The sequence below is a fragment of the Neolewinella aquimaris genome (assembly GCF_014197245.1).
Lineage (GTDB): Bacteria > Bacteroidota > Bacteroidia > Chitinophagales > Saprospiraceae > Neolewinella > Neolewinella aquimaris.
Genome location: NZ_JACIFF010000003.1, coordinates 189,614 through 209,015, shown reverse-complemented (window position 1 = coordinate 209,015; position 19,402 = coordinate 189,614). Strand labels below are relative to the sequence as shown.

General features: G+C 58.5%; 18 protein-coding genes. 5 read left to right on the top strand and 13 right to left on the bottom strand.

Annotated elements, in window-relative coordinates:
* Position 1: 1 nt before the first annotated feature.
* On the bottom strand, positions 2 to 763 hold the full coding sequence (locus GGR28_RS07535) for an MbnP family protein (RefSeq protein ID WP_183495159.1): 762 nt from the start codon (positions 761 to 763) through the stop codon (positions 2 to 4).
* Positions 764 to 938: 175 nt separating this feature from the next.
* Here GGR28_RS07535 and GGR28_RS07530 point away from each other — a divergent pair, with 175 nt between their 5' ends.
* The 3 genes from GGR28_RS07530 (at position 939) to cysS (ending at position 3,743) form a co-directional block, all read left to right on the top strand.
* Positions 939 to 1,478 carry a flavin reductase family protein gene (locus GGR28_RS07530; protein ID WP_183495158.1) on the top strand — a complete coding sequence of 180 codons (540 nt, stop codon included), beginning with the start codon at positions 939 to 941 and terminating at the stop codon, positions 1,476 to 1,478.
* A 13-nt stretch (positions 1,479 to 1,491) separates the two neighbouring features.
* Complete coding sequence (locus tag GGR28_RS07525; RefSeq protein ID WP_221233834.1) at positions 1,492 to 2,094, top strand: DNA-3-methyladenine glycosylase family protein; 603 nt, start codon at positions 1,492 to 1,494, stop codon at positions 2,092 to 2,094.
* Between the two features lie 155 nt (positions 2,095 to 2,249).
* Positions 2,250 to 3,743, top strand: a complete 1,494-nt coding sequence (gene cysS / locus GGR28_RS07520) for a cysteine--tRNA ligase (protein ID WP_183495157.1) — start codon at positions 2,250 to 2,252, stop codon at positions 3,741 to 3,743.
* A gap of 1 nt (position 3,744) precedes the next feature.
* Here cysS and ppgK read toward each other — a convergent pair whose 3' ends face one another.
* Genes ppgK through GGR28_RS07505 form a run of 3 tightly spaced genes read right to left on the bottom strand, consistent with a single transcriptional unit; the run spans position 3,745 to position 5,769 of the window.
* Positions 3,745 to 4,524 carry a polyphosphate--glucose phosphotransferase gene (gene ppgK, locus GGR28_RS07515; protein WP_183495156.1) on the bottom strand — a complete coding sequence of 260 codons (780 nt, stop codon included), beginning with the start codon at positions 4,522 to 4,524 and terminating at the stop codon, positions 3,745 to 3,747.
* A gap of 39 nt (positions 4,525 to 4,563) precedes the next feature.
* Entirely contained in the window at positions 4,564 to 5,439 is an 876-nt protein-coding gene (locus tag GGR28_RS07510; RefSeq protein ID WP_183495155.1) for a peptidylprolyl isomerase, read from the bottom strand.
* 39 nt (positions 5,440 to 5,478) lie between these two features.
* Positions 5,479 to 5,769, bottom strand: coding sequence for a hypothetical protein (locus GGR28_RS07505; RefSeq protein ID WP_183495154.1), 291 nt, complete (start codon positions 5,767 to 5,769; stop codon positions 5,479 to 5,481).
* A gap of 84 nt (positions 5,770 to 5,853) precedes the next feature.
* On the opposite strand from GGR28_RS07505, the gene GGR28_RS07500 reads away from it, so the two are divergent.
* Positions 5,854 to 7,722: a cation:proton antiporter gene (locus GGR28_RS07500; protein WP_183495153.1), complete on the top strand. Its 1,869-nt coding sequence runs from the start codon at positions 5,854 to 5,856 to the stop codon at positions 7,720 to 7,722.
* On the opposite strand, the gene GGR28_RS07495 is transcribed toward GGR28_RS07500, so the two are convergent.
* The 3 genes from GGR28_RS07495 to GGR28_RS07485 all read right to left on the bottom strand — a co-directional run bounded on the left by GGR28_RS07495 (position 7,695) and on the right by GGR28_RS07485 (position 11,411).
* Positions 7,695 to 9,059, bottom strand: a complete 1,365-nt coding sequence (locus GGR28_RS07495; protein WP_183495152.1) for a UDP-N-acetylmuramoyl-tripeptide--D-alanyl-D-alanine ligase — start codon at positions 9,057 to 9,059, stop codon at positions 7,695 to 7,697. The genes GGR28_RS07500 and GGR28_RS07495 overlap by 28 nt on opposite strands.
* 88 nt (positions 9,060 to 9,147) lie before the next feature.
* On the bottom strand, positions 9,148 to 10,659 hold the full coding sequence (locus tag GGR28_RS07490) for an SUMF1/EgtB/PvdO family nonheme iron enzyme (RefSeq protein WP_183495151.1): 1,512 nt from the start codon (positions 10,657 to 10,659) through the stop codon (positions 9,148 to 9,150).
* A 152-nt stretch (positions 10,660 to 10,811) separates the two neighbouring features.
* Positions 10,812 to 11,411 (bottom strand): hypothetical protein, encoded by a 600-nt coding sequence (locus tag GGR28_RS07485; RefSeq protein ID WP_183495150.1) that lies wholly within the window; start codon positions 11,409 to 11,411, stop codon positions 10,812 to 10,814.
* 68 nt (positions 11,412 to 11,479) lie between these two features.
* Here GGR28_RS07485 and GGR28_RS07480 point away from each other — a divergent pair, with 68 nt between their 5' ends.
* A complete protein-coding gene (locus GGR28_RS07480; RefSeq protein WP_183495149.1) occupies positions 11,480 to 12,088 on the top strand; it encodes a VOC family protein in 609 nt (202 codons plus the stop codon).
* 69 nt (positions 12,089 to 12,157) lie between these two features.
* Here GGR28_RS07480 and htpG read toward each other — a convergent pair whose 3' ends face one another.
* The 6 genes from htpG to GGR28_RS07450 form a co-directional block, all read right to left on the bottom strand.
* Positions 12,158 to 14,041, bottom strand: coding sequence for a molecular chaperone HtpG (htpG, locus tag GGR28_RS07475; RefSeq protein WP_183495148.1), 1,884 nt, complete (start codon positions 14,039 to 14,041; stop codon positions 12,158 to 12,160).
* Between the two features lie 89 nt (positions 14,042 to 14,130).
* Positions 14,131 to 14,715, bottom strand: a complete 585-nt coding sequence (gene nadD, locus GGR28_RS07470) for a nicotinate (nicotinamide) nucleotide adenylyltransferase (protein ID WP_183495147.1) — start codon at positions 14,713 to 14,715, stop codon at positions 14,131 to 14,133.
* Between the two features lie 10 nt (positions 14,716 to 14,725).
* A complete protein-coding gene (locus GGR28_RS07465) occupies positions 14,726 to 15,715 on the bottom strand; it encodes a succinylglutamate desuccinylase/aspartoacylase family protein (RefSeq protein WP_183495146.1) in 990 nt (329 codons plus the stop codon).
* Complete coding sequence (locus GGR28_RS07460; protein ID WP_183495145.1) at positions 15,715 to 16,401, bottom strand: hypothetical protein; 687 nt, start codon at positions 16,399 to 16,401, stop codon at positions 15,715 to 15,717. Before GGR28_RS07460 ends, GGR28_RS07465 begins: the two co-directional genes overlap by 1 nt.
* 16 nt (positions 16,402 to 16,417) lie before the next feature.
* Positions 16,418 to 18,334, bottom strand: coding sequence for an OmpA family protein (locus GGR28_RS19315; protein ID WP_183495144.1), 1,917 nt, complete (start codon positions 18,332 to 18,334; stop codon positions 16,418 to 16,420).
* An 88-nt stretch (positions 18,335 to 18,422) separates the two neighbouring features.
* Positions 18,423 to 19,361, bottom strand: coding sequence for a tetratricopeptide repeat protein (locus tag GGR28_RS07450; protein ID WP_183495143.1), 939 nt, complete (start codon positions 19,359 to 19,361; stop codon positions 18,423 to 18,425).
* Positions 19,362 to 19,402: the final 41 nt, after the last annotated feature.

The following is a 19,402-nucleotide window of genomic DNA, read 5'->3' as shown; positions in this document are numbered from 1 at the left end:
CTTATTCCCTGATTTCCAGCCTGAACTGACCGGCCAGCCGTTCCCAAATGTCCCGCCCCACTTCCTGGTTGCCGCCGTGGACGTTGCGTTGGTCAGGATTACTGATGTCGAAGGTCTGCCCGCTGGCGGAAAGGGCCCGCAGCACGTCGGCCGCCACTGTAATCGCGGGACTGCTTCCCTCGGCGACCCGGAAGGTCTGGTCGAAGGTGACGGTGGTGTAGAGGGCATCGGTACCCAGGTGGTAACTCAGCCCGGTGTCGAAGGTATTGTCGTTTTCCAGGTCGGCATTGGCTTCGATCTTGGCGAAGACGTAGCGGGTGGTCGGCCCCCAGAATTCGGCTTCGTTAAGTACGTAATCGGCGGCAAATTCACTGGGATTGCGGGCGTTAAGTTCCGGTTTCACCCCCAGCCCGAAGCGTAATCCACGGTATTCACCTGCCGGCACCCGGTAACTGCGCGTCGTGGTAGCCGGTTCACTGGCCGACATCCAGCGGATGAGGTCGATGTCCGTCAGCCTGACCGCTTCCCCCCCGCCGACCGGCAGCAGCTCCAGGTCGGAAATGTAGTACTGAAACAGCAGCACCTTCAGTCGGGCGCCTGTAGGGTAGGTATAGGTGCCGCTCTGAATGGCCAGGGGTTGGCCCGCGTAATCGGCGCGAAAATCGAGCGACAGCTCCACTTCTTCGGTTGCCGACACGGGATCGTCGTCGTCCTGGCAAGCGGTAAGTACGAACAAAAGCAGGAGGGGCAGCAGGTATTTCATAGGCGGGCGGGGACGCAGGTGCGGTGCAATTCGGTGAGGCTATATAACGTGGCGGGGGCGGCTTAGGCTTCGTAGTACCCCGAATATTCTCGGCGTGATAGCGGACAAAATACCCGAACATCACGCAAAAGCTGCCCGTTGGATAGGGCATTTCATAAGTAAACTATCAATATCCATGGCCGACCAATCCGCCAACCGCAAAGATCTCGACAACGCCCTGAAGCAATTATCCTACGGCTACTACATCGTTGCCACCCGCAAGGACGGCAGTGACCTCGCGACCCGCTCCGAAGACTGGGTAAGCGCCGCTACCGTGAGTTGGGCGATGCAGTCGAGTTTCGAGCCCCCCCTGATCACGATCGCCGTACAGAAGGACAGCGACCTCAACGAGACCATTCAGCGCGCCCAGTCCTTTTCCCTTTCCGTACTCGGCAAGGACGACGAGTCGCTCATCAAGAAATTCGCCCAGCAAACGGAGGTCGATTACAGCAACCAGTCCGTAAACGGAATATCCTACACGGAAGGAAAAACCGGTGCCCCCCTGCTCGATTGCGGCATTGCCACCCTGGAATGTAAGCTTGAGGATGCCCTTACCACACCCGGCGATCACCTGCTCTTCGTAGGCCGCATCGTCAATGCCCGCAGCAACGCCGGCCAGCCCATCACCGAGGCGGACACCCGCAGGCACTACGAAGGCGTAAGTCCCAGGAGCTAATCCGGGACCAACCATGATCGACCCCGAAATCGCCGCTCACCTACGCCGTCACGCTAAGTTGGGTCCCCTGCTGGATCAGCATACGCTAAAGCTACGGCCGGATCACGGTGGGGACGTCTACTTCGGGTTGCTCCGTTCCATCACCTACCAGCAGCTGAGCGGCAAGGCGGCGTCAACCATTTTCGGCCGCTTCCTGGATGTATTTCCCGACGGCTACCCCCACCCCGATCGGCTGCTCGACCTGTCGGAAGCGGATTTACGTGCCGTAGGCATGAGCCGCTCCAAGGCCGGTTACCTGCACAATGTCGCCGAATTCTGGCTGGAGCACAAGCTCATCGATCAGGATTGGGACGAGCTAAACGACCAGGAAATACTTACCCTCCTCACCCAAATCAAGGGCGTGGGCCAGTGGACGGTAGAGATGGTCCTCATGTTCGTCCTTAAACGCCCCGACCTGCTCCCCGTTGACGACCTCGTCGTACGCCGTAACCTCATCACGCTATTCGATCTCCATCACCTCAAGGGCAAAGCCCTCATCGCCGCCATGATCGAGGCCGCGGAGCCCTGGCGGCCGTACAGGAGTTACGCCAGTCGGTATTTGTGGGAAATGGGGTAAAGCGGTCGGACCGCTATAGCCGTCGGACGGGGTAACCCCGTCCGGCATTTGAACCGTTGGACGGTGTCACCCCGTCCAACGGCTTAAGCGGTTGGACCGGGCCCCGCCCCCGGTCTCCCCAAATGCCGTAATTTCGCCGCCTGAAATCACCTTGCATGTCTACCGAGCTCACCGTCTACAACAGCCTTTCCCGCCAGAAGGAGGTCTTCACCCCCCTTAACGCCGGCCACGTCGGGCTGTACGTCTGCGGTCCCACCGTTTACAACCCCGTCCACCTCGGTAACTGCCGGACCTTCGTGAGCTTCGACATCGTGTACCGCTACCTCTTGGCAAAGGGATACAAAGTCCGCTACGTACGCAACATCACCGACGTGGGTCACCTCACCGACGACGGCGAAGACCGCATGAGCAAGGGCGCCAGACTGGAGCAACTGGAACCGATGGAGGTCGCCCAGAAGTTCGCTAACCAGTTTCACGACGTGATGCGCACCCTCAACGCGTTGCCCCCCAGCATCGAGCCCCGCGCCACCGGCCACATCATCGAGCAGATTGAGCTGGTACAGGAAATTATCAACAACGGATACGCCTACGAGGTAAACGGCTCGGTCTACTTTGACGTAGCCGCCTACAACGCCGCGAATGAAGATCGCTACGGGGAGCTGTCCGGCCGCCGCATCGACGAGCTGCTGTCCGAAAGCCGCGAACTGAAATCGCAGGACGAAAAGCGCAACCCCTCCGATTTCGCCATCTGGATGAAGGCCCACGAGGACCACATTCTTCGGTGGAACAGTCCCTGGGGCGAGGGCTTTCCCGGCTGGCACCTGGAGTGCTCGGCCATGAGCACGAAGTACCTCGGCGAGGAGTTCGATATCCACGGCGGCGGCAACGACCTCAAATTCCCCCACCACGAAAACGAGATTGCCCAGAACGTCGGTGCCTGCCGCCACGCCGGCGCCCGCTACTGGATCCACACGAATATGCTGCTGATGAACGGCAAGAAAATGTCGAAGTCGGACGGCAACACCATCACGCCCGAGGAGCTCTTCAGCGGAGACAGCCCCCACGTTTCGGAGGGGTACAGCCCGCTGGTCGTCCGCTTTTTCATGCTACAGAGCCACTACCGCAGCACCATGGACCTCAGCGACGAGGCACTGCAGGCCGCTAAGAAAGGCCACACCCGTCTCATGGAAGCCTGGAACATTTTACAGGATCTGGAAGCGAAGGGCGGCGGACAGAACGACACGGTAGGGAAAGAACTCGAAGAAGGACTCGCGGCCGCCTATGCCGAGATGGACGATGACTTCAACACCCCCCGGGCCCTTGCACGCATCTTCGAGCTCGTCACCCGCATCAATGCCCTGCAGGGCGGACAACTGTCCCTCGAGGAGGTCAGCCCCGATCGGCTTGCCGACTTTCTTACCCGACTCGGCACCCTACTTTTCGATGTGCTCGGCCTGAGGAATGAGGCGGCAAGCGCAGGAGCGGAGCAAGAGGCACTCAGCAATGCCATGCAAATTATCCTCGATCTACGTCAGCAGGCACGTACCGATAAAAACTGGGCGCTGTCGGACAAACTGCGCGACGCGCTCAGCCACGCCGGAATCACCGTAAAGGACGGGAAGGACGGCGCGACCTGGTCGATCGAATAAACTACACGGCAGCCACCTTGCGTTGGTGGCGTTGGTAGGCGTACACAGCCGCACCCACGGTACCGGCGGTATTGCGCATCTCGGCGGGCTTGATCTCACACTTGCACTTAAGGTACTTCTTGTAGTCGAGGTAGTACTTGCTGCCACCGCCGCCCAGGATGATCAGGTCGGGGTTGAGAATGGAGTTGACGTGAGTGAGGTACTTGTTGAGTCGCTTACCGAAGGTCTTCCAGTCCATGTTGGTATCCTTGCGCACCTTGTTGGATACCCACTTTTCGGCGACGATGTCCATCCCCTTTAAGTACAGTTGCCCCAATTCGAAGTTAGGGACCAACTCACCATCGAGGAACATTGCCCCGCCCAGACCGGTACCGATCGTAATCATCACCACGGTGCCGTCTTCCTTATGCGAGCGGCCGGTGCCGAAGTTCATGGTTGCGATGCCGGCGGCATCGGCGTCGTTGAGCGCGTAGATGGACACGTCGCGCATCCGGCCGAAGGTTTCGGAGATGGACGTACCGATCCAGGCCTTATCGATGTTGGAGGCGCTACCGGCAACATTGCGGTGTACGGTAGCCGGAAATCCGACACCCACCACACCGGTGTATTCAAAATGGTCAATCAGGCTGCGGAAGGTATAGGCCATTGCCGAGGGAGTAGCCGGCTGGGGAGTGTCGAAGCGAAACCGCTCAGTGAGCATCGCGCCGGTTTTTACGTCGACCAATCCACCCTTAAACCCAGTGGCGCCTACGTCAACGCCCAAAATAGTAGTGTCCTTCATTCCGCTGTTTTGTACTGAGGCGGTGAAGATAGGAATCTCCTAACGCACCAGCGAAATCTTCATGGATACGTCCTCCTTGGGGCGGTCTCCGGCTCCGGTCGCAACGGCGGCAATCTTATCGATGACGTCCAGCCCCTCGATTACCTGTCCGAAGACGGTGTAGTTCTGATCGAGGAAGGGGACGCCGCCGTTTTGCAGGTAGGCTTCTCTCACCTCGCTCGGGTAGCGCACTCCGGTCTGACTTTCCTGGCTGTTGAGTTCGTTCTCCGTAACTGGGCGGCCCTGCACGATGTAGAACTGTGAGCCACTGCTGAGTTTCTGGGGGTTGTTGGTCCGGGCCGCCGCGATGGCACCCTTTACGTGCGCCAGGGAAGGATCGAATTCCGCGGGCACCTGATACCCCGGTCCCCCACTGCCGAGGCGGCTGCCGGGCGAGGCGTTCTTGCTATCGGGGTCACCGCCCTGGAGCATGAATCCCTCAATAACGCGGTGGAACAGCAGGCCGTCGTAAAATTCCTCCTCGGTCAACTTGACGAAGTTGTCCTGGTGCTGGGGAGTGAGATCTGAGAGCCGGGCGAGCATATCTCCCTGGGGAGTCTCGATGCGGATGAGGCATTCTTTCGGTGGAGTCACGTTGATGGTTTGGGTGGTTGATTTGGATTTTCCCTTCTCGTTGGTCGCGGTGAGCACCACGGAGTAGTCGCCGGATTTGAAGTAGCGCATTTGGGGGCTTGCTTCCGTACTGGTCTGTCCGTTGCCGAAGTCCCAGTAGTAACCGACGGCCTTCTCCGAATCGTTGCGGAAGGTGACCGTATCGGCGGCGGCTACGGTTTGCTCATTGGGGGTGAATACCGCTACCGGCCTTGCGCAATGGACAAAAAGAACGGTAGTGAGCAGGAGGATCAGGGTACGCATGAAAGGGGTTTGGTAGTAAACGCGAATTTTCCCGGCATCTTATTTTTCCAGAAAATACTCGAGTAAAACATCTCTTTCCTTAGACAGTCCGTAGTCGGGTTTGTTCTTTCCGGCGCGGCGGTACCAGTAGCCGGCATTGGCCTCGTCGCCGTCGATGCGGTGCAGGTAGGCGTGTACCCAGGCGGTATCGGGGCCGGGTGCGGAGTCGATCAGGTCATGGGCCCGCTGCCACTGGTTGTTGGTGATCCACCAGAGGGAGGTAAGCTCCCGACTCAGGGACGGGGGTGGGGCAGCTTCGGTAAGCGAAGCGTCAAATTCCTGGCGGGTCACGGGTCGGGTTTTGGTAACGGTGTGGCGGGCGAAGATAACCTAAGCCCGGGATAAACAACTTCCCGGTTCAGGCAATTTACTTCCATGTACGAAATCGGAGGCCTGATCATCATTGGCGTATTGGCCCAGTGGATCGCTTGGCGGCTGCGGGTTCCCGCCATTCTTCCCCTTATTCTCGCGGGTATTCTCATCGGTCCCGGCTGGGAGTGGTACAGCGGCCACCGGCTGCTCAGTCCGCGCTTCGATAGCGATGCGGGCACCGGCCTCTTCCCCGGAAACCTGCTCTACAGTTTCGTGTCCCTCTCCATCGGCCTTATACTTTTCGAGGGCGGCCTCACCCTGCGGTTGAAGGAGATCCGCGGACTGGCCGACAGCATCTTTCGCCTCACCACTTACGGAGCCTTTACGACCACGATAGTAGCCGGCTTCGCGGCCCACTTCATTATGGGCCTCAACTGGCAGATCGCCTTCCTGTTTTCCACCCTTATCGTAGTCACCGGCCCCACGGTCATCACGCCCATCATGCGGCAGATCAACGTAAAGCGGCAGGTAGCCACGGTACTCAAGTGGGAAAGCATCGTGATCGACCCGGTGGGTGCCTTTCTTGCCGTGCTGTTCTATAATTTTATCGTCGCCTACTACGATCCCCAGGCTACGGTGTATCAGTCGCTGGTCAAATTCTTTCAGGCGGGACTGGTGGGTATCGGACTGGGCTTCGTGATCGGCCACCTACTCTTCTTTGTGATCAGCCGCCTGTACGTACCTAAGTTTCTGCTCAACATCGTTACCCTCGGGTTCGTGGTGGGAGCCTTCCTCGTATCGGATGCCATCGTCCACGAAAGCGGATTGCTCACCACGGTGGTAATGGGAGCGTATCTGGCCAACCGGGAAGTGCCCTTCCTGCACGACATTCTGGACTTCAAGGAGAGCCTCACCCTCCTCCTCATCTCGCTGCTCTTCATTTTGCTCTCGGCCAACATGACCGTCGACCAGATCACCCTGGTCCTCACCCAGGAAAGCCTGGTCGTCTTCCTGATCGTCGTTTTTCTCGCGCGGCCCCTTGGCGTCTTCTGGAGTCTGGCCCAATCCGATCTGAGCTGGCGCGATAAGGCCTTCATCAGTTGGGTAGGCCCCCGGGGCATCGTGGCCGCCGGCGTAGCATCCCTCTTCGGTATCGAACTTGCCAAGGAAGGTATTGCCGACGCCGAGTACATTACCCCCCTGGTGTTTCTTATCGTACTCGGTACGGTACTACTCAACGCTACCCTCGCCGGCTTCATCGCCCGCAAGCTGAGGGTGAGTCTGCCCCGGGGCAGCGGTGTACTGATCTTCGGTGCCTCGGAGGGTGCCCGTCAGCTCGCCCTCTCCCTCCAGGAAAGCGGGCGCGACGTCACCCTCATCACCCCCAACCGGGCGGAATCGGACATTGCCGAGGAAAAGCACCTCAACGTGCTTAACGTGCAATTCAATTCCGATGAACTGGATAGCCGGATCGATCTGACGGACATCGGCTACATCCTCGCCCTGACCGGCAACGACGAGGACAATTTTTACCTGCTGAACAACTACCGGAGCCGGGAGGGGATTCGGGGGGCATTCCGCCTGGTTACGCGCAAGGAAATCCAGGCGCAGCGCTACGGCAATGAATCCCTGTTCGGTCATTACGTCAGCTACCTCCTCTTCAACCGGGCGGCCAGAAACTTCGGCGAGGTGCAGTCGGTAGAAGTGACGGAGCAGAAGGAGTATCACCTGATCCTGGAGCAATTGCGGGAGGAGAAGGCCATTCCCCTCTACCTACGGTGTGCGGAACACGGTGACATCACCTTTATTCCCGCCGGAGAGGGCAAGGTATCCGTTTCGGTAGGCGACACCCTCTATTACCTGGGCGATCCCCAGGAGGAGGAGGCAGAGGTAGAACAGGAAAGCTACGCGCCACGGGAGATCGAGGCCTGATGATCTTCGGCCAGCATCACTTCCAGGCGATTGCCGCGACTCCCCTTGACAAATATCTTCTTCCCGGTCCAGTCCTGCTGCCAAAACCACTCCGACAGGGCGGCACTATCCGCAAAGTGGGGACGCTCGAATTCCCTCGCTACGGCAGCCATTTCCGGACCGACCAGAAGCACGGTTCGCGCTACCTGCCCCGCACGCAAAACGACCTTACGGTGAGCCGCCGCACTCTCCCGTCCCAATTCCAGCATCTCACCCAGCACCACTACACTGTCTTCGGGCGAACTGGCGGCCCGGAAACCGGACAGTGCCGCGATCACGCTGCTGGGGTTGGCGTTGTAGGCATCCCAGTAGAAATCTACCCCACGGTGCGCGAGCCACTGACTGCGGTGGTTTTCCGAGCGGTAGGTTTCGAGTGCCGTAACGATCGACGCCGCGGGTACCTTGAAGTACTTGCCGACCGCGATGGCGGACTTCACGTTCTGTAGATTGTGCTCCCCGCTCAAATGGGTCGTAAGGGTCACCAACTCCCGGTGTTCGCTTAGGAAGCTTACCTCGATGTGGGGGTGAACGGCCCCGGTCTTCACCTCTACTCCCTGTACGAAGGGGGAAGGAGCTTCACTGGTGAAGTAGGGGATTACCCTTCCGGCCGTGCCGGCCATATCCCTAAGGTGGGCTTCGTCGGTATTGACGAAGGCTACCCCACCGGTGGCCGCCAGAAACTGGTACAGCTCGGCCTTGCCCTTGATTACGCCTTCCCTGCCCCCGAACCCCTCCAGGTGAGCATCGCCGACGTTGGTGACGAGTCCGTGGGTAGGCCTGCCGATCTCGCACAGGGCCGCGATCTCGCCCTGGTGATTGGCCCCCATTTCTAAAATAAGGAGATCGGTACCCGCCGGCATGGAAAGAATCGTGAGGGGCAGGCCGAGATGATTGTTGTAGTTGCCGGGCGTGGCGTGGATCGCGTACTGCCGGGACATAACCGCCGCGATCAGCTCCTTCGTGGTCGTTTTGCCGTTGCTCCCCGTAATGGCCAGTACCGGCATGAGAAATTCCTCCCGGTGGCGGCGTGCGAGTTGTTGCAGGCTTACCAGGCTGTCGTCTACGAGCAGGTAGCGGTCGACCTCGTCGCCGGAGGGAATCACCGAAGGGTCATCGACGATGGCGTAGGCGGCGCCCTCCCGCAGTGCGGCGGCGGCGTAACGGTTGCCGTCGACGCGGTCACCCCGGAACGCGACAAACATGCCGCCCGGGCTCACCCGCCGGCTGTCGATACTGATTGCCGGATGCCGGAGGTAAATCTCGTACAGTTCCGCAATTGGTACGTGGGGTAAGTTCATCACGCAAAACTACGGGTGTAGGAACAATTAAAAATGCCCCACCCGAAATTTCGGGTGGGGCATTTTCAAGTGCTAGCTTGTGAAGCCGTTAGCGACGGGAGCGGCGGCGGTTTTTAGACTTGCTCGGTTTGATGCCGAAGCGGTTGACGTTCGAGTTGTCCTGACCGGCGCTGTTTCCTACGCGCACCATGGCACAACGGAAACCGATGGTACGTGAGCCACGGTCCTGGTCGAGGAAGCGGCGGGTACCGGGGCTAAGCCAGTAGGCGCGATCCGCCCAGCTGCCGCCCTTGTATACGCGAGCCTTGTCGCTGATCAGGGTGTAGCGGTCGGTAGCATACTCGGCACCACTGTCCTCATCGCCGTCCAGGTAGTCGTACACCCGCCCGCGGTTGTAGTTGTCGCGGTCGGCAACTTCGGCATCCTCTACGGGAACGTAAATGAGGCGTCCGAGGCTGTCCTTTTCAACGGCTTTGCCGTCCTGATCGCGCTTCACGTTCATGAAGTCGTTGCCCCGGAAGCTGTTGAGGTCGTGGTTCTGTACGTCGACCAGCGTCTGGGTGGTGAGCGGACGGTAAAGGTCCAGTACCCATTCGTTGACGTTGCCGGCCATGTTGTACAGGCCGAAATCGTTGGGGAAATTGTCGAAAACATTGCTAGTGATCATGTTCTCGTCGTTCGGCTTACCGGCAATACCGCTGTAGTCACCGGCACCCCGCTTAAAGTTGGCGTACATCTTACCCTGATTCTTATCGTGGCGCTGGTAGCGCATGCTGGTTCCGCTCCAGGGGTAAATGCGGCGGTCGGTGTAGTTTTCGTCCTTCTCATTCTCCTGGAGTCCCTGGAGGGCGAGGGCGGCGTACTCCCATTCCGCTTCGGTGGGCAGGCGGAAATCGGGCTGCAGAATACCGTCGGCGAGGCGAACGGGGCGGGTACCGCCGGTCTTCATGTCTTTCTTTCCCTTGCGCTCTACGCCTTCGTACTGTCCGGCGAGGTAAGCATCGGTAACGAACACATCGGAACCGCTTTGGTCGGGGCGCTCCTCCTGGATGCCCTTATCGATCAGGATGGCTTCGTTTACGCGGTCAGTACGCCAGCGGCTGTACTCCTTGGCCTGTACCCAGGAGACACCCACCACGGGATGCTGGGCGTAGGCGGGGTGACGCAGGTAGCCGGTTACGTAGGGTTCGTTAAAGGAGAGCTCATCGCGCCAGACCAGGGTGTCGGGAAGGGCTGCGAGCAGCACCTCGGGGTACTCACTGTAGACATCCTGTGTCCAGTCGAGGTACAGCAGGTAATCCTCGTTCGCGATCTCGGTCTGATCCATGTAGAAGCTCGACACGGTCACGCGGCGGGGGATGTTATCCCAGTCGTAGGGCACGTCCTCTTCGGTATAGCCCATGACGAAAGTTCCGCCGGGGACGAGCACCATATTGGGGGGCGTCTCCTGGCCGGCGAATTCGTCGTTCTTTTCGTAGCCGCCCCACTTCTCGTCGTTGTACTTCCAGTTGGTCGTACGCGAGCGTTCGTTGTTGCGGTTACAGCTCGCGACCAGCAGCACCAGGCAGAGGTAGGGAAGCGTCTTTAGCAATATCTTCATGTGGCGTTGGTAGTCCAGTTATTTGTTAAGCAAGGCCCTTGTTCCCTTGCTTTTGATGCACAAGGTGTTACGGCCTACGGCTAGTTAAACCGATACGACGGAAAAACTATTGTGTGCAAAATCTTAATTTTCACTGCTCCTGCGCCCCCGCCCTAGCGATTGCGTCGGTTGATTTCGTCTTGCAGCTGACGTCGCAGGTCTTGCTCTACGGTAAGGCGGCTTTTACGGCTTTGTTCGAGCTCGGAAGCCAACTTGTCGCGCTCCCGCTTTAACTCATTATTATTGGCGGCGGCCACCCGCGTTCCGGCCACGGCAATCAGGGTGAAGACCAGCAAACCGATGACCAGCGACCACATAATGATGCTGTACGTGTCCTTTGCGAGTTGGAAGCCCAGCAGACTTACGCTGTCCCGCTCCGCATTGAGTGCGGTGATGGTAGCGTCGCGGTCGGCTACCTGGGAGGCGTTGCCCTCGATCTGGTCCTGCAGGCGGGCCTTATCCGCCTCCAGCTGGCTGATGCGCTTCGTATACACGGAGATCGAGTCGCTCACGTTGTTCATGAAAGCATCGAGGTACACGCGCCGCACGACCTTAAATTCCTGGTCCTGCTCCCGGTATCGGTTGGAGACGTCCAGCATGGTATCGAACTGGAACTGCAGGGGGGTGCCCTCGGATAGCGCCGGATTGCCGCGTTTCTGCGCGGAAACCGAAGTACACAGACAAAAGAAAAGCAGATAAAGGAGAAAACGCATACAAATTCGGTTGTCGGGGTAGTCCAGCATGTGAAAAGCTCCGCAAAGTTAGGCTTTACCTTTGGCAAATGCTAGATCACCTGGTTTACTGCGTCCCCAATCTGGAGGAAGCGACGGCTCGGCTTGCTTCCCTGGGAGTACTTCTTACTCCGGGCGGCCGTCACCCCAGTCGCGGTACCCACAACAGCCTCGTTCGGATCGGCCCGCGCGCTTATCTCGAACTCCTGGCCGTCGATTCTACTTCCTCCGTCCCTCCGCCCCGTTGGATGGGCATTGATCTCCTGAACACGCCAACCGTAAGCAGATGGGCGGTAAACGCAGGAGCAACGATCGAAACGAAAGCCAGGCTGATGGGTGGAAACACCGAAGTTCAGCCCGGAGAAAGGGCGCTTCCCGGTGGCGAAACGCTTCGTTGGCAACTTACGGATCCCGGGTGGGCGCCGGCCGTGTCGGTAATCCCCTTTCTCATCGATTGGGGAGGAGAAAATGCCGTACACCCCACCGATTTTCTGCCGGATCGGAGAATAAGCCTGCGGGCCCTCCGCCTTTTTCATCCCGAACCCGAGCGGGTGAATCCACTGCTAGCCGCCCTGGTGCCCGGCTACGCTGCCGGGTATGCGAGTGAACCGAAAATAGAGCTTGTCCTGAGCGGCCCGGCGGGAGAATTACACCTCTAATAAAAAAGCCGGCATGCACCCCTTAGGAATACATGCCGGCCGGCTGACAGGTCGGAACCGCGGTTCCGCCTACATCATTTTCATGGAGCGTTCGATGAACGCCTTCAGTTCCGCCCCGCTGAGCATCTGCTGACTGAGCTTAGCCAGTTGGTAGAGGTACTTGGCGTTTTCGCTGCGCGTGGCTTCGTCCTCGACGTCGAGCAGCCGTTCCTTTACCAGCGGATTGTTGGCGTTAACTACAACCTGGTAGGAATCGGGGAACATATCGGTGTTCATGCCCTGCATCATCTGCATTTCCTTCATGCGGCGCATAAATTCGTTGCGTACGATCTGTACGGGGGCATCCTGCACATCGAGCGGCTTGACTTCCACCGAGCCAGTATTGTCTACTACCCCGCTGAAGAGGATCGTTACCGTTTCGCGTTCTTCCTCGCTGAGCAGGTTCTCCTTCTCCTCGTCCTTCTGTACCAGTTGGTCGGGGGTGGCGGAGTCGACGCGCACGAAAGTCATCTTGTCCTCCTTCTGCTCCAGGCTCTGGATGGTCGGGGCATCGATCGCGTGCTCAAACTTGAGTACGTCGAGTCCGCGGGCGCGGGCGGCCTCGACCAGGGTGTGCTGGCGGTCAACGTCGGCGGTATAGATGGCTACCAGGCGATCGTACTTATCGGTCTGGTTTTCCTTGATGCGCTCGCGGTACTCCTCGATGGTGAAGAACTTGTCTTCGGTATTCTCGACCAGGGCGAACTTCTTGGCCCGATCGTAGAACTTGTCGTCCGAAACCATGCCGTACTTCACGAACACGCCCAGGTCAGGCCACTTTTCTTCGTAGGCCTTGCGGTCTTCCTTAAAGAGGCTGTTGAGCTTCTCGGCTACTTTCTTGGTAATGTAGCCGGTGATCTTCTTGACGTTCGTATCGGCCTGCAGGTAGCTGCGGGATACGTTGAGGGGAATATCCGGTGAGTCGATGACGCCATGCAGCAGGGTCAGGAACTCGGGAACGATGTCGGAAACATTGTCCGTGACATATACCTGATTGCTGTAGAGCTGGATCTTGTTGCGCTGCAGCTCCAACTTACCCGATACCTTGGGGAAGTACAGGATACCGGTGAGGTGGAAGGGGTAATCGATGTTGAGGTGAATCCAGAACATCGGGGGCTCTCCCATGGGGTAGAGTTCCCGGTAGAAGTCCTTATAGTCTTCGTCGGTCAGCTCCGCCGGTGCTTTTTTCCAGAGGGGGTCGGTGTTGTTGATAATGTTATCAACCTCCGTTTCGATCTTTTTCGGCTCGGGGGCTTCTTCGCCCTCGGCTACTTCTTCGACTTCCTCGTAGGTGGTTTCGGTCTTGGTACCGAAACGGATTGGGTACGGCAGGAAGCGACAGTACTTCATCAGTAGCCCCTCGATCTCATCCGACTCCAGGTACTGCTTGCTGTCTTCACCGATATGGAGGATTACGTCGGTGCCCTGCATATCACGTTCGGCCTCGCCAATTTCGTAGCTCGGGTCACCTTCACAGATCCAGCGCACCGCCGTCGCATCGTCCTGGTAGCTCTTGGTTACTACTTCTACCTTGTCGGCCACCATGAAGGCGGAGTAGAATCCGAGTCCGAAGTGCCCGATAATCGAGGCGTCGTCCTGGTACTTATCGACAAAATCCTGGGCGGAGGAAAGGGCCACCTGGTTCAGGTACTTTTTCACTTCCTCTTCGGTCATCCCGATTCCGCGGTCGCGGATGGTGAGGGTTCCGGCCTCCTGATCGATCATGATATCGATCGTCTTGTCGGAGTAGTCGCCCTTTGCTTCTCCCTTGCGGGCGAGGGTGACGAGCTTGCTGGTCGCGTCGGTCGCGTTGGATACAAGCTCCCGTAGGAAAATTTCCTGATCGGAGTACAGGAATTTCTTAATGATCGGAAAGATGTTTTCCGTCTGTACGGAGATATTGCCTTTCTGCATAGTTGTAGTGTTTAGCGGGCGCACGGTCCCGGTAGATAGCCGGTCAACATCCGTTCCAGCCGAAGTGTACTGTCAAATTGTCGGTACCCTTACGTTCGGTAAAGCCCCGATTTGTCCAACTCTTCGGCCACGGCTTCGGGCACCAGGTAGCGGATGCTCCGGCCGTCACGGATGCAGTTGCGGATGTAGGTAGCGGACAGGTGCATGAGTGGAGCATCGTAAACCGTCACGCCCGGATGCGTACTGAGTTCACCCCCGGGGTATTCGGGGCGCCGGTACACGTGAATGCGGTAGTCGCGCAGGATGATGTCGGCGTTCTTCCACTTCGGCAGGGAGGCCAGGTTGTCGCTGCCCATGATGAGGGAAAAGTCGTACTCCCGGTGCTTGTCTCTAAGTACCGCCAGGGTGTCGATGGTGTACGACGGCTTCGGCAGGTCAAATTCTATCCGGCTGGCGCGCAGCCCGGGGGTGTCTCCGATGGCCAGTTCGACCAGGTGCAGGCGGTCGTGGTCGCGGGCCAGGCTACCCGGCTTTTTAAAGGGGTTTTGGGGGCTGACGACCATCCACACCTCATCGAGCGAGGTTTGGGTAGCCATGTAATTGGCCAGGATCATGTGGCCGGTGTGTACCGGATTGAAGGAGCCAAAGAAGAGCCCGATCTGACGCCTTTTCATGAACGATTGCTTAGTACGCGAGGTAAGGATCGTATGCCTCGACGATGAAGAAGCCCTCCTCTCCCTGTTCCTGATATAGCGGCATCAACATGTAGCCGCTACAGGGTGCGGCAATGGGCCCGTTGTCGTCATCGGCAACCAGGGTACCCTGCTGTACGGGCTGAAAGTTGCGAAAACCGGGACGCATACGAAAGTTCCGCCGGTTTGATTTTTCCAGACGGTGCACGTAGATCAATTCCAGCAGGGACGGGGCACCGGCTTTGGCCCGGCGCAGCACGTCGTCGTGGTGGGTGCTCACGTCTTCCTTGCTGACGCAGTTGACGGAGCGGAGCAGGTTCACGGTTGCGGCCAGGGCCCGGTCTACGGATTCGGGATCGTTGTGGGCGCCGGCTTCGAAGGTGATGGCACGGCTGGGCTGATCGAAGTCGAACTGCGGCTGGCGGAAATAGCTCAGGGTGGTTCCCTGCAGGTTACTGAGCATTCCTTTGATCACGGGTACGCCGAGTTCGGCGGCGAGCATGAGGCTCGGATTATCGTCGCTGGTGATGGCGAATACTCCCCCGTCGGCAGTGGTGGTGTGCAGGTCCAGCATGATGAGCTCGCTGGCGGGCGTCTCCCGGAGGGCGTTCTCGATGGCCGCGAGTAGTCCGTCGAGTTCACGGGCTTCGGTGGAGGGGTAGGGATCTTCCGGCGGGCGAACGGGAGTCTTCCAGATGCGATTGAGATCGGTATCGATGTAACGTCGCCCGGCTTTGAGGGCTTCCAGGTTGCCCCGTAGCGCCAGTAGCTCACCCCGGAAGGTGAAACCGGGATTGACGAGGGGCTCTTCTTTAAGCAGGTCGAACAGCTGCTCGAGGGCGAGTACACCGGCCGGTTCGTTGCCGTGAATGCCTCCGATGACAACGACCAGGGGGCCGCTTTCTTCCCCTACGTAGTGCCCAATCACGCGGGGTGATTCGCCGAGAACATCGGGGGTGTGCTGGTCGGAAGTGCCGAACATCAGAAATAGAATTTCAGAGCGATGAACTGTGAGACAAAGCCCAGCGTATAGCCGGCATACAGCTGCAACCGGTCGTGGGAGCCGAGCGCGAGCCGGGCCGAGCCAACGAGACCTGCCACCAACACGGTAAAAATAAGCAGTACGGGCAAGCCGATGTTCCAGTTTCCGATGCTGATGCCGTTGGAGCCGAAAAATCCGAGCGTGATCATCGCAACGGCCACCAGCCCCCCCATGCCCGTAGCGTGGAGGCTTATTTTCTCCAGCAAGTTGATAACGAACGACGCTACCAGGGCAATGACTACCCCGAGCAGGAAGGAAGTGAAGATGGTGGGGGTTTGGTTGCTCTTGCTGAAGTTCCAGAAGATCCAAAAGTAAAGTACCATTACCAACAGTAGGGGTCCGATGCGTTCCGATTTATCGTGCATCATGATGCTGTCGATCATCTTGAGCTTAGCCATGATGACCACGGCCACCATCGGAATGACGAAGGTGTCGAGGAAGATCAGGATCAGGTTGCTCATCGCCCGGGGCTCGCCCAGATCGGAGGTCCCGAAGAGGTAGGGGTTGACCCCGATGAGAATCAGAAAGATGTACGTCGGCACCAGTAACGGGTGAAATACCACGCTGACGAGCAGGGCCGGAATGTTTCGGGCGGGGGTAGCCACAAGTTGCGCTTCTTCGGGCATTGTCGCAAAAGTAGGGCTAAAACAGCAACCGGAATGTCGTACGACGATTGCTCGCCCGCCCTTCCTCCGTGTCGTTGGATTCCACTGGCCGGCTTTCTCCGTACCCCACGGCGGCAATGCGATCAGTGGCTATTCCCTGGCTAACCAGATACCGCTTAACGGAAGCGGCACGACGTTCGCTAAGCTTCTGGTTGTCGTCCTCCGACCCTACGTCGTCGGTATGGCCGGCTATCTCGACGCGGATGTCGGGTTGCTCGCGTAGGAGCGCCACCAGTCGGTCTAGTTCCTCAGTAGATATGTCGAGCAGGGCGTCGCTTGCGGTAGCGAAGAATACGTTGCGCAGGACAATAGCCCCGTCCGATTCAGCTTCCTCTACTACGGTCGCTTTTTCCACCGGTTTAAGGCGGATCGTAAGTTCGTAGGGTTCGCTTGCGGAGTACGGCCCGGTGAGTACGAAGCGGTTCGAGTAAAAAAGGTAGCCGGATTTCTCAACCGTAAAGCCGTAGTCGACACCGATCGGCAGTACGGTCAGGTAGCGACCGCGGTGGTCGGTTCGGTTGGTGGATACCATACTTCCCTTGGTGAGCGGGTTGAGGCGGACTTCCGCCTGCAGCGGTCGGCCGGTTTTATCGTCAATAACCCTCACCGAAACGTAGGTCGCGGGAGCAGGGCGGAACTTTTCGGGTAGCACGAAGGAATAGATGTCGATGTCGTCGCCAACCCCCTTGCTGAAGTAGGCGGTTTTACCGTCCAGGCCGATGAAAATATTGGTTTCCTCTCCTGGCGTATTGATCGGGTAGCCGAGGTTGACGGGCTCCCGCCACTTGTTGTTTTCGTCTACCGAAGTCATGAAGAGATCGGCCCCTCCCATACCGGCCCGGCCCGTGGAGGTGAAGTACAGGGTTTTATTGTCGGCGGCCCAGTAGGGGTAGCGGTCGTTGCCCGCGGTGTTGACCGAAGGCCCGAGGTTGACCGGTCGGCTCCAGCCGCCGTCGGGAGTTCGACCGGCGACGTAGATGTCGTCGTTTCCCGATCCTCCCGATCGATTACTGGCGAAAAAGAGAAGTCGTCCGTCCCGTGAAAGGCTCGGCTGACTCTCGGAGGAGAGTGAGTTGATCGCGGGACCCAGATTCTGTGCATTGGACCACTCGCTTCCGGTACGTTCGCTGAAGTACAGATCGCAGGAGCCGATGCCATCCGGCCGTCCGCAACCGGTAAAGACGAGGTAGGCGCCATCGGCGGTGATGGTCTGTGCTCCCTCGTTCATTGGCGTATTTATTCCGCCGAGGGGAACGGCTTCGCTCCAGGTGCTGTCTTCCCGTAGCTCACTCTGGTAAAAATCTTCCTGCCGGCGGTTGACCCGGCGGGTAAAGATCATGCGCTTTCCGTCGACGCTGAGACTGGGGAAATACTCCAGGCTATGGGAGGTGTTGATCCCCGGGCCGAGCGGCGTGGGGGCAATGCGGTGTGGTTCGGAGGCAAGATCGGCTACCGTACGTGCCTTAGCGACCAGGCGTTCCGCTTTCACGATCGCGGCTCCGTTGCCGCCTCCGCTCACCAGTTCATAGTAGCTCTCGTAACTCTGCAGTGCTTGGTCGTAGGCGCCAGCCAGCGTATGAATGTCCCCTAACATGCGGTACGCCATGGGAGATTTACCCCCTTCGAAGGACAGCCCCCGGTTGATCGAGGCGACGGCGCTATCGTAATTGCCCTGGTAACGGTTGATTTCGCCGCTGAGGTAATGCAGTTCCGCAACCGAAGGGTACTTTCGCAGCAACCGCGTCAGTTGCTGGTTCGCTTCGTCAAACTTCTGTAGGGTCATGAGTGACTGAACGGCGGCGAGCTCCTTTAAGTCCCGGGCTTTCATCTCCCGGTGCCCCGACTGGCCGTAAGCAGCTCCCGTTGGGGAGACCAACAGCAGGTACAAGATCAACCCATATAAGATAGAGGCGCGCATTAACCAAGAACTTCACGTAACGTGAATTCAACGCCCGAAACGGTAAAAAAGTACGCTTTACGCGCTATGCCTTGCTCGCCATTGCTTTATCCAGCAGGGCCCGAACGGCGCTTTCCGAAGGAGCCTTATGGTCTTCCGAAGCGGCGAGTGCGCGTTCCAAAGCGGTGATGGCATCCGTCGGTCGACCGGCCTTTAGGTACAGTTCACCGAGTTGGTAGGCCACCCTGCGGTCGTAGCGATCCAGGCTTGCGATGCGCTGCTTGCGCTTGGTGAACATGCCGAAGATGCGCATGGCGTCGGCGGGGCGGCCGAGTTCGAGGTAGGCATCACCCAGTGCCACCTGCGCCATCCAGTAGATCGACTGGTGGGGAATACTGTTTTTGGTAACGGCCTCAAAGTCGGCGGCGGCGGCTTCGGTATCCCCCTTGCGCATATTCACCAGGCCACGGCCGTAGTAGCTTTCGGGCATCAGGGGATTGATGCCGATGCTCTTGGTGTAGTCGTAGTGGGCGTCCTTGTCGTTGCCCAGGCGGTAGTTGATGAATCCGCGACGTTCGTAGGCCTGGGCGTGGCGTTCGAAGCGGGAGACGACCTTGGTCATCATCTTCAGTGCTTCCTGTTCGTTGTCGTGCTGATCTACCAGTTCCCGGCCACGGTTGAACAACTGCACGGTGGTGCGGTCGCTTTTGGGTTCGAGTTGGTGGTGATCGACCATCACTCCGGCGTCCAGTCGCCACAGGTTCAGGCTTCCGGCAATGCTGAACGTAACGACTCGTTCGAGCAAGTTGAGGGTATTGAGCCAGAGCCGTTCGGTACTGGGCATCACCGTACGGGGTACATCCAGCGTGAGTTCCTCCTCCTTGAAGATGGCCTCTGGCTTGAGGAGAATGTCATTTTTATAGTAGTTCTCCATGCGGTGGGCATACTGCTCCATCACTTGGCTGAACGCCCGGCGTGACCCGAATTCGAGCTGCCCCGCAATAATGACCTTATACTCAGACATTTCCCTGAAACTTTAGACGCGTACCCTTCGGCGGGCTTACC

Excerpts from the sequence above, each read along its gene's own strand:
- GGR28_RS07535 (WP_183495159.1), bottom strand. The coding sequence starts at position 763 with ATGAAATACCTGCTGCCCCTCCTGCTTTTGTTCGTACTTACCGCTTGC.
- GGR28_RS07530 (WP_183495158.1), top strand. The coding sequence starts at position 939 with ATGGCCGACCAATCCGCCAACCGCAAAGATCTCGACAACGCCCTGAAG.
- GGR28_RS07525 (WP_221233834.1), top strand. The coding sequence starts at position 1,492 with ATGATCGACCCCGAAATCGCCGCTCACCTACGCCGTCACGCTAAGTTG.
- cysS (WP_183495157.1), top strand. The coding sequence starts at position 2,250 with ATGTCTACCGAGCTCACCGTCTACAACAGCCTTTCCCGCCAGAAGGAG.
- ppgK (WP_183495156.1), bottom strand. The coding sequence starts at position 4,524 with ATGAAGGACACTACTATTTTGGGCGTTGACGTAGGCGCCACTGGGTTT.
- GGR28_RS07510 (WP_183495155.1), bottom strand. The coding sequence starts at position 5,439 with ATGCGTACCCTGATCCTCCTGCTCACTACCGTTCTTTTTGTCCATTGC.
- GGR28_RS07500 (WP_183495153.1), top strand. The coding sequence starts at position 5,854 with ATGTACGAAATCGGAGGCCTGATCATCATTGGCGTATTGGCCCAGTGG.
- GGR28_RS07495 (WP_183495152.1), bottom strand. The coding sequence starts at position 9,059 with ATGAACTTACCCCACGTACCAATTGCGGAACTGTACGAGATTTACCTC.
- GGR28_RS07490 (WP_183495151.1), bottom strand. The coding sequence starts at position 10,659 with ATGAAGATATTGCTAAAGACGCTTCCCTACCTCTGCCTGGTGCTGCTG.
- GGR28_RS07485 (WP_183495150.1), bottom strand. The coding sequence starts at position 11,411 with ATGCGTTTTCTCCTTTATCTGCTTTTCTTTTGTCTGTGTACTTCGGTT.
- GGR28_RS07480 (WP_183495149.1), top strand. The coding sequence starts at position 11,480 with ATGCTAGATCACCTGGTTTACTGCGTCCCCAATCTGGAGGAAGCGACG.
- htpG (WP_183495148.1), bottom strand. The coding sequence starts at position 14,041 with ATGCAGAAAGGCAATATCTCCGTACAGACGGAAAACATCTTTCCGATC.
- nadD (WP_183495147.1), bottom strand. The coding sequence starts at position 14,715 with ATGAAAAGGCGTCAGATCGGGCTCTTCTTTGGCTCCTTCAATCCGGTA.
- GGR28_RS07465 (WP_183495146.1), bottom strand. The coding sequence starts at position 15,715 with ATGTTCGGCACTTCCGACCAGCACACCCCCGATGTTCTCGGCGAATCA.
- GGR28_RS07460 (WP_183495145.1), bottom strand. The coding sequence starts at position 16,401 with ATGCCCGAAGAAGCGCAACTTGTGGCTACCCCCGCCCGAAACATTCCG.
- GGR28_RS07450 (WP_183495143.1), bottom strand. The coding sequence starts at position 19,361 with ATGTCTGAGTATAAGGTCATTATTGCGGGGCAGCTCGAATTCGGGTCA.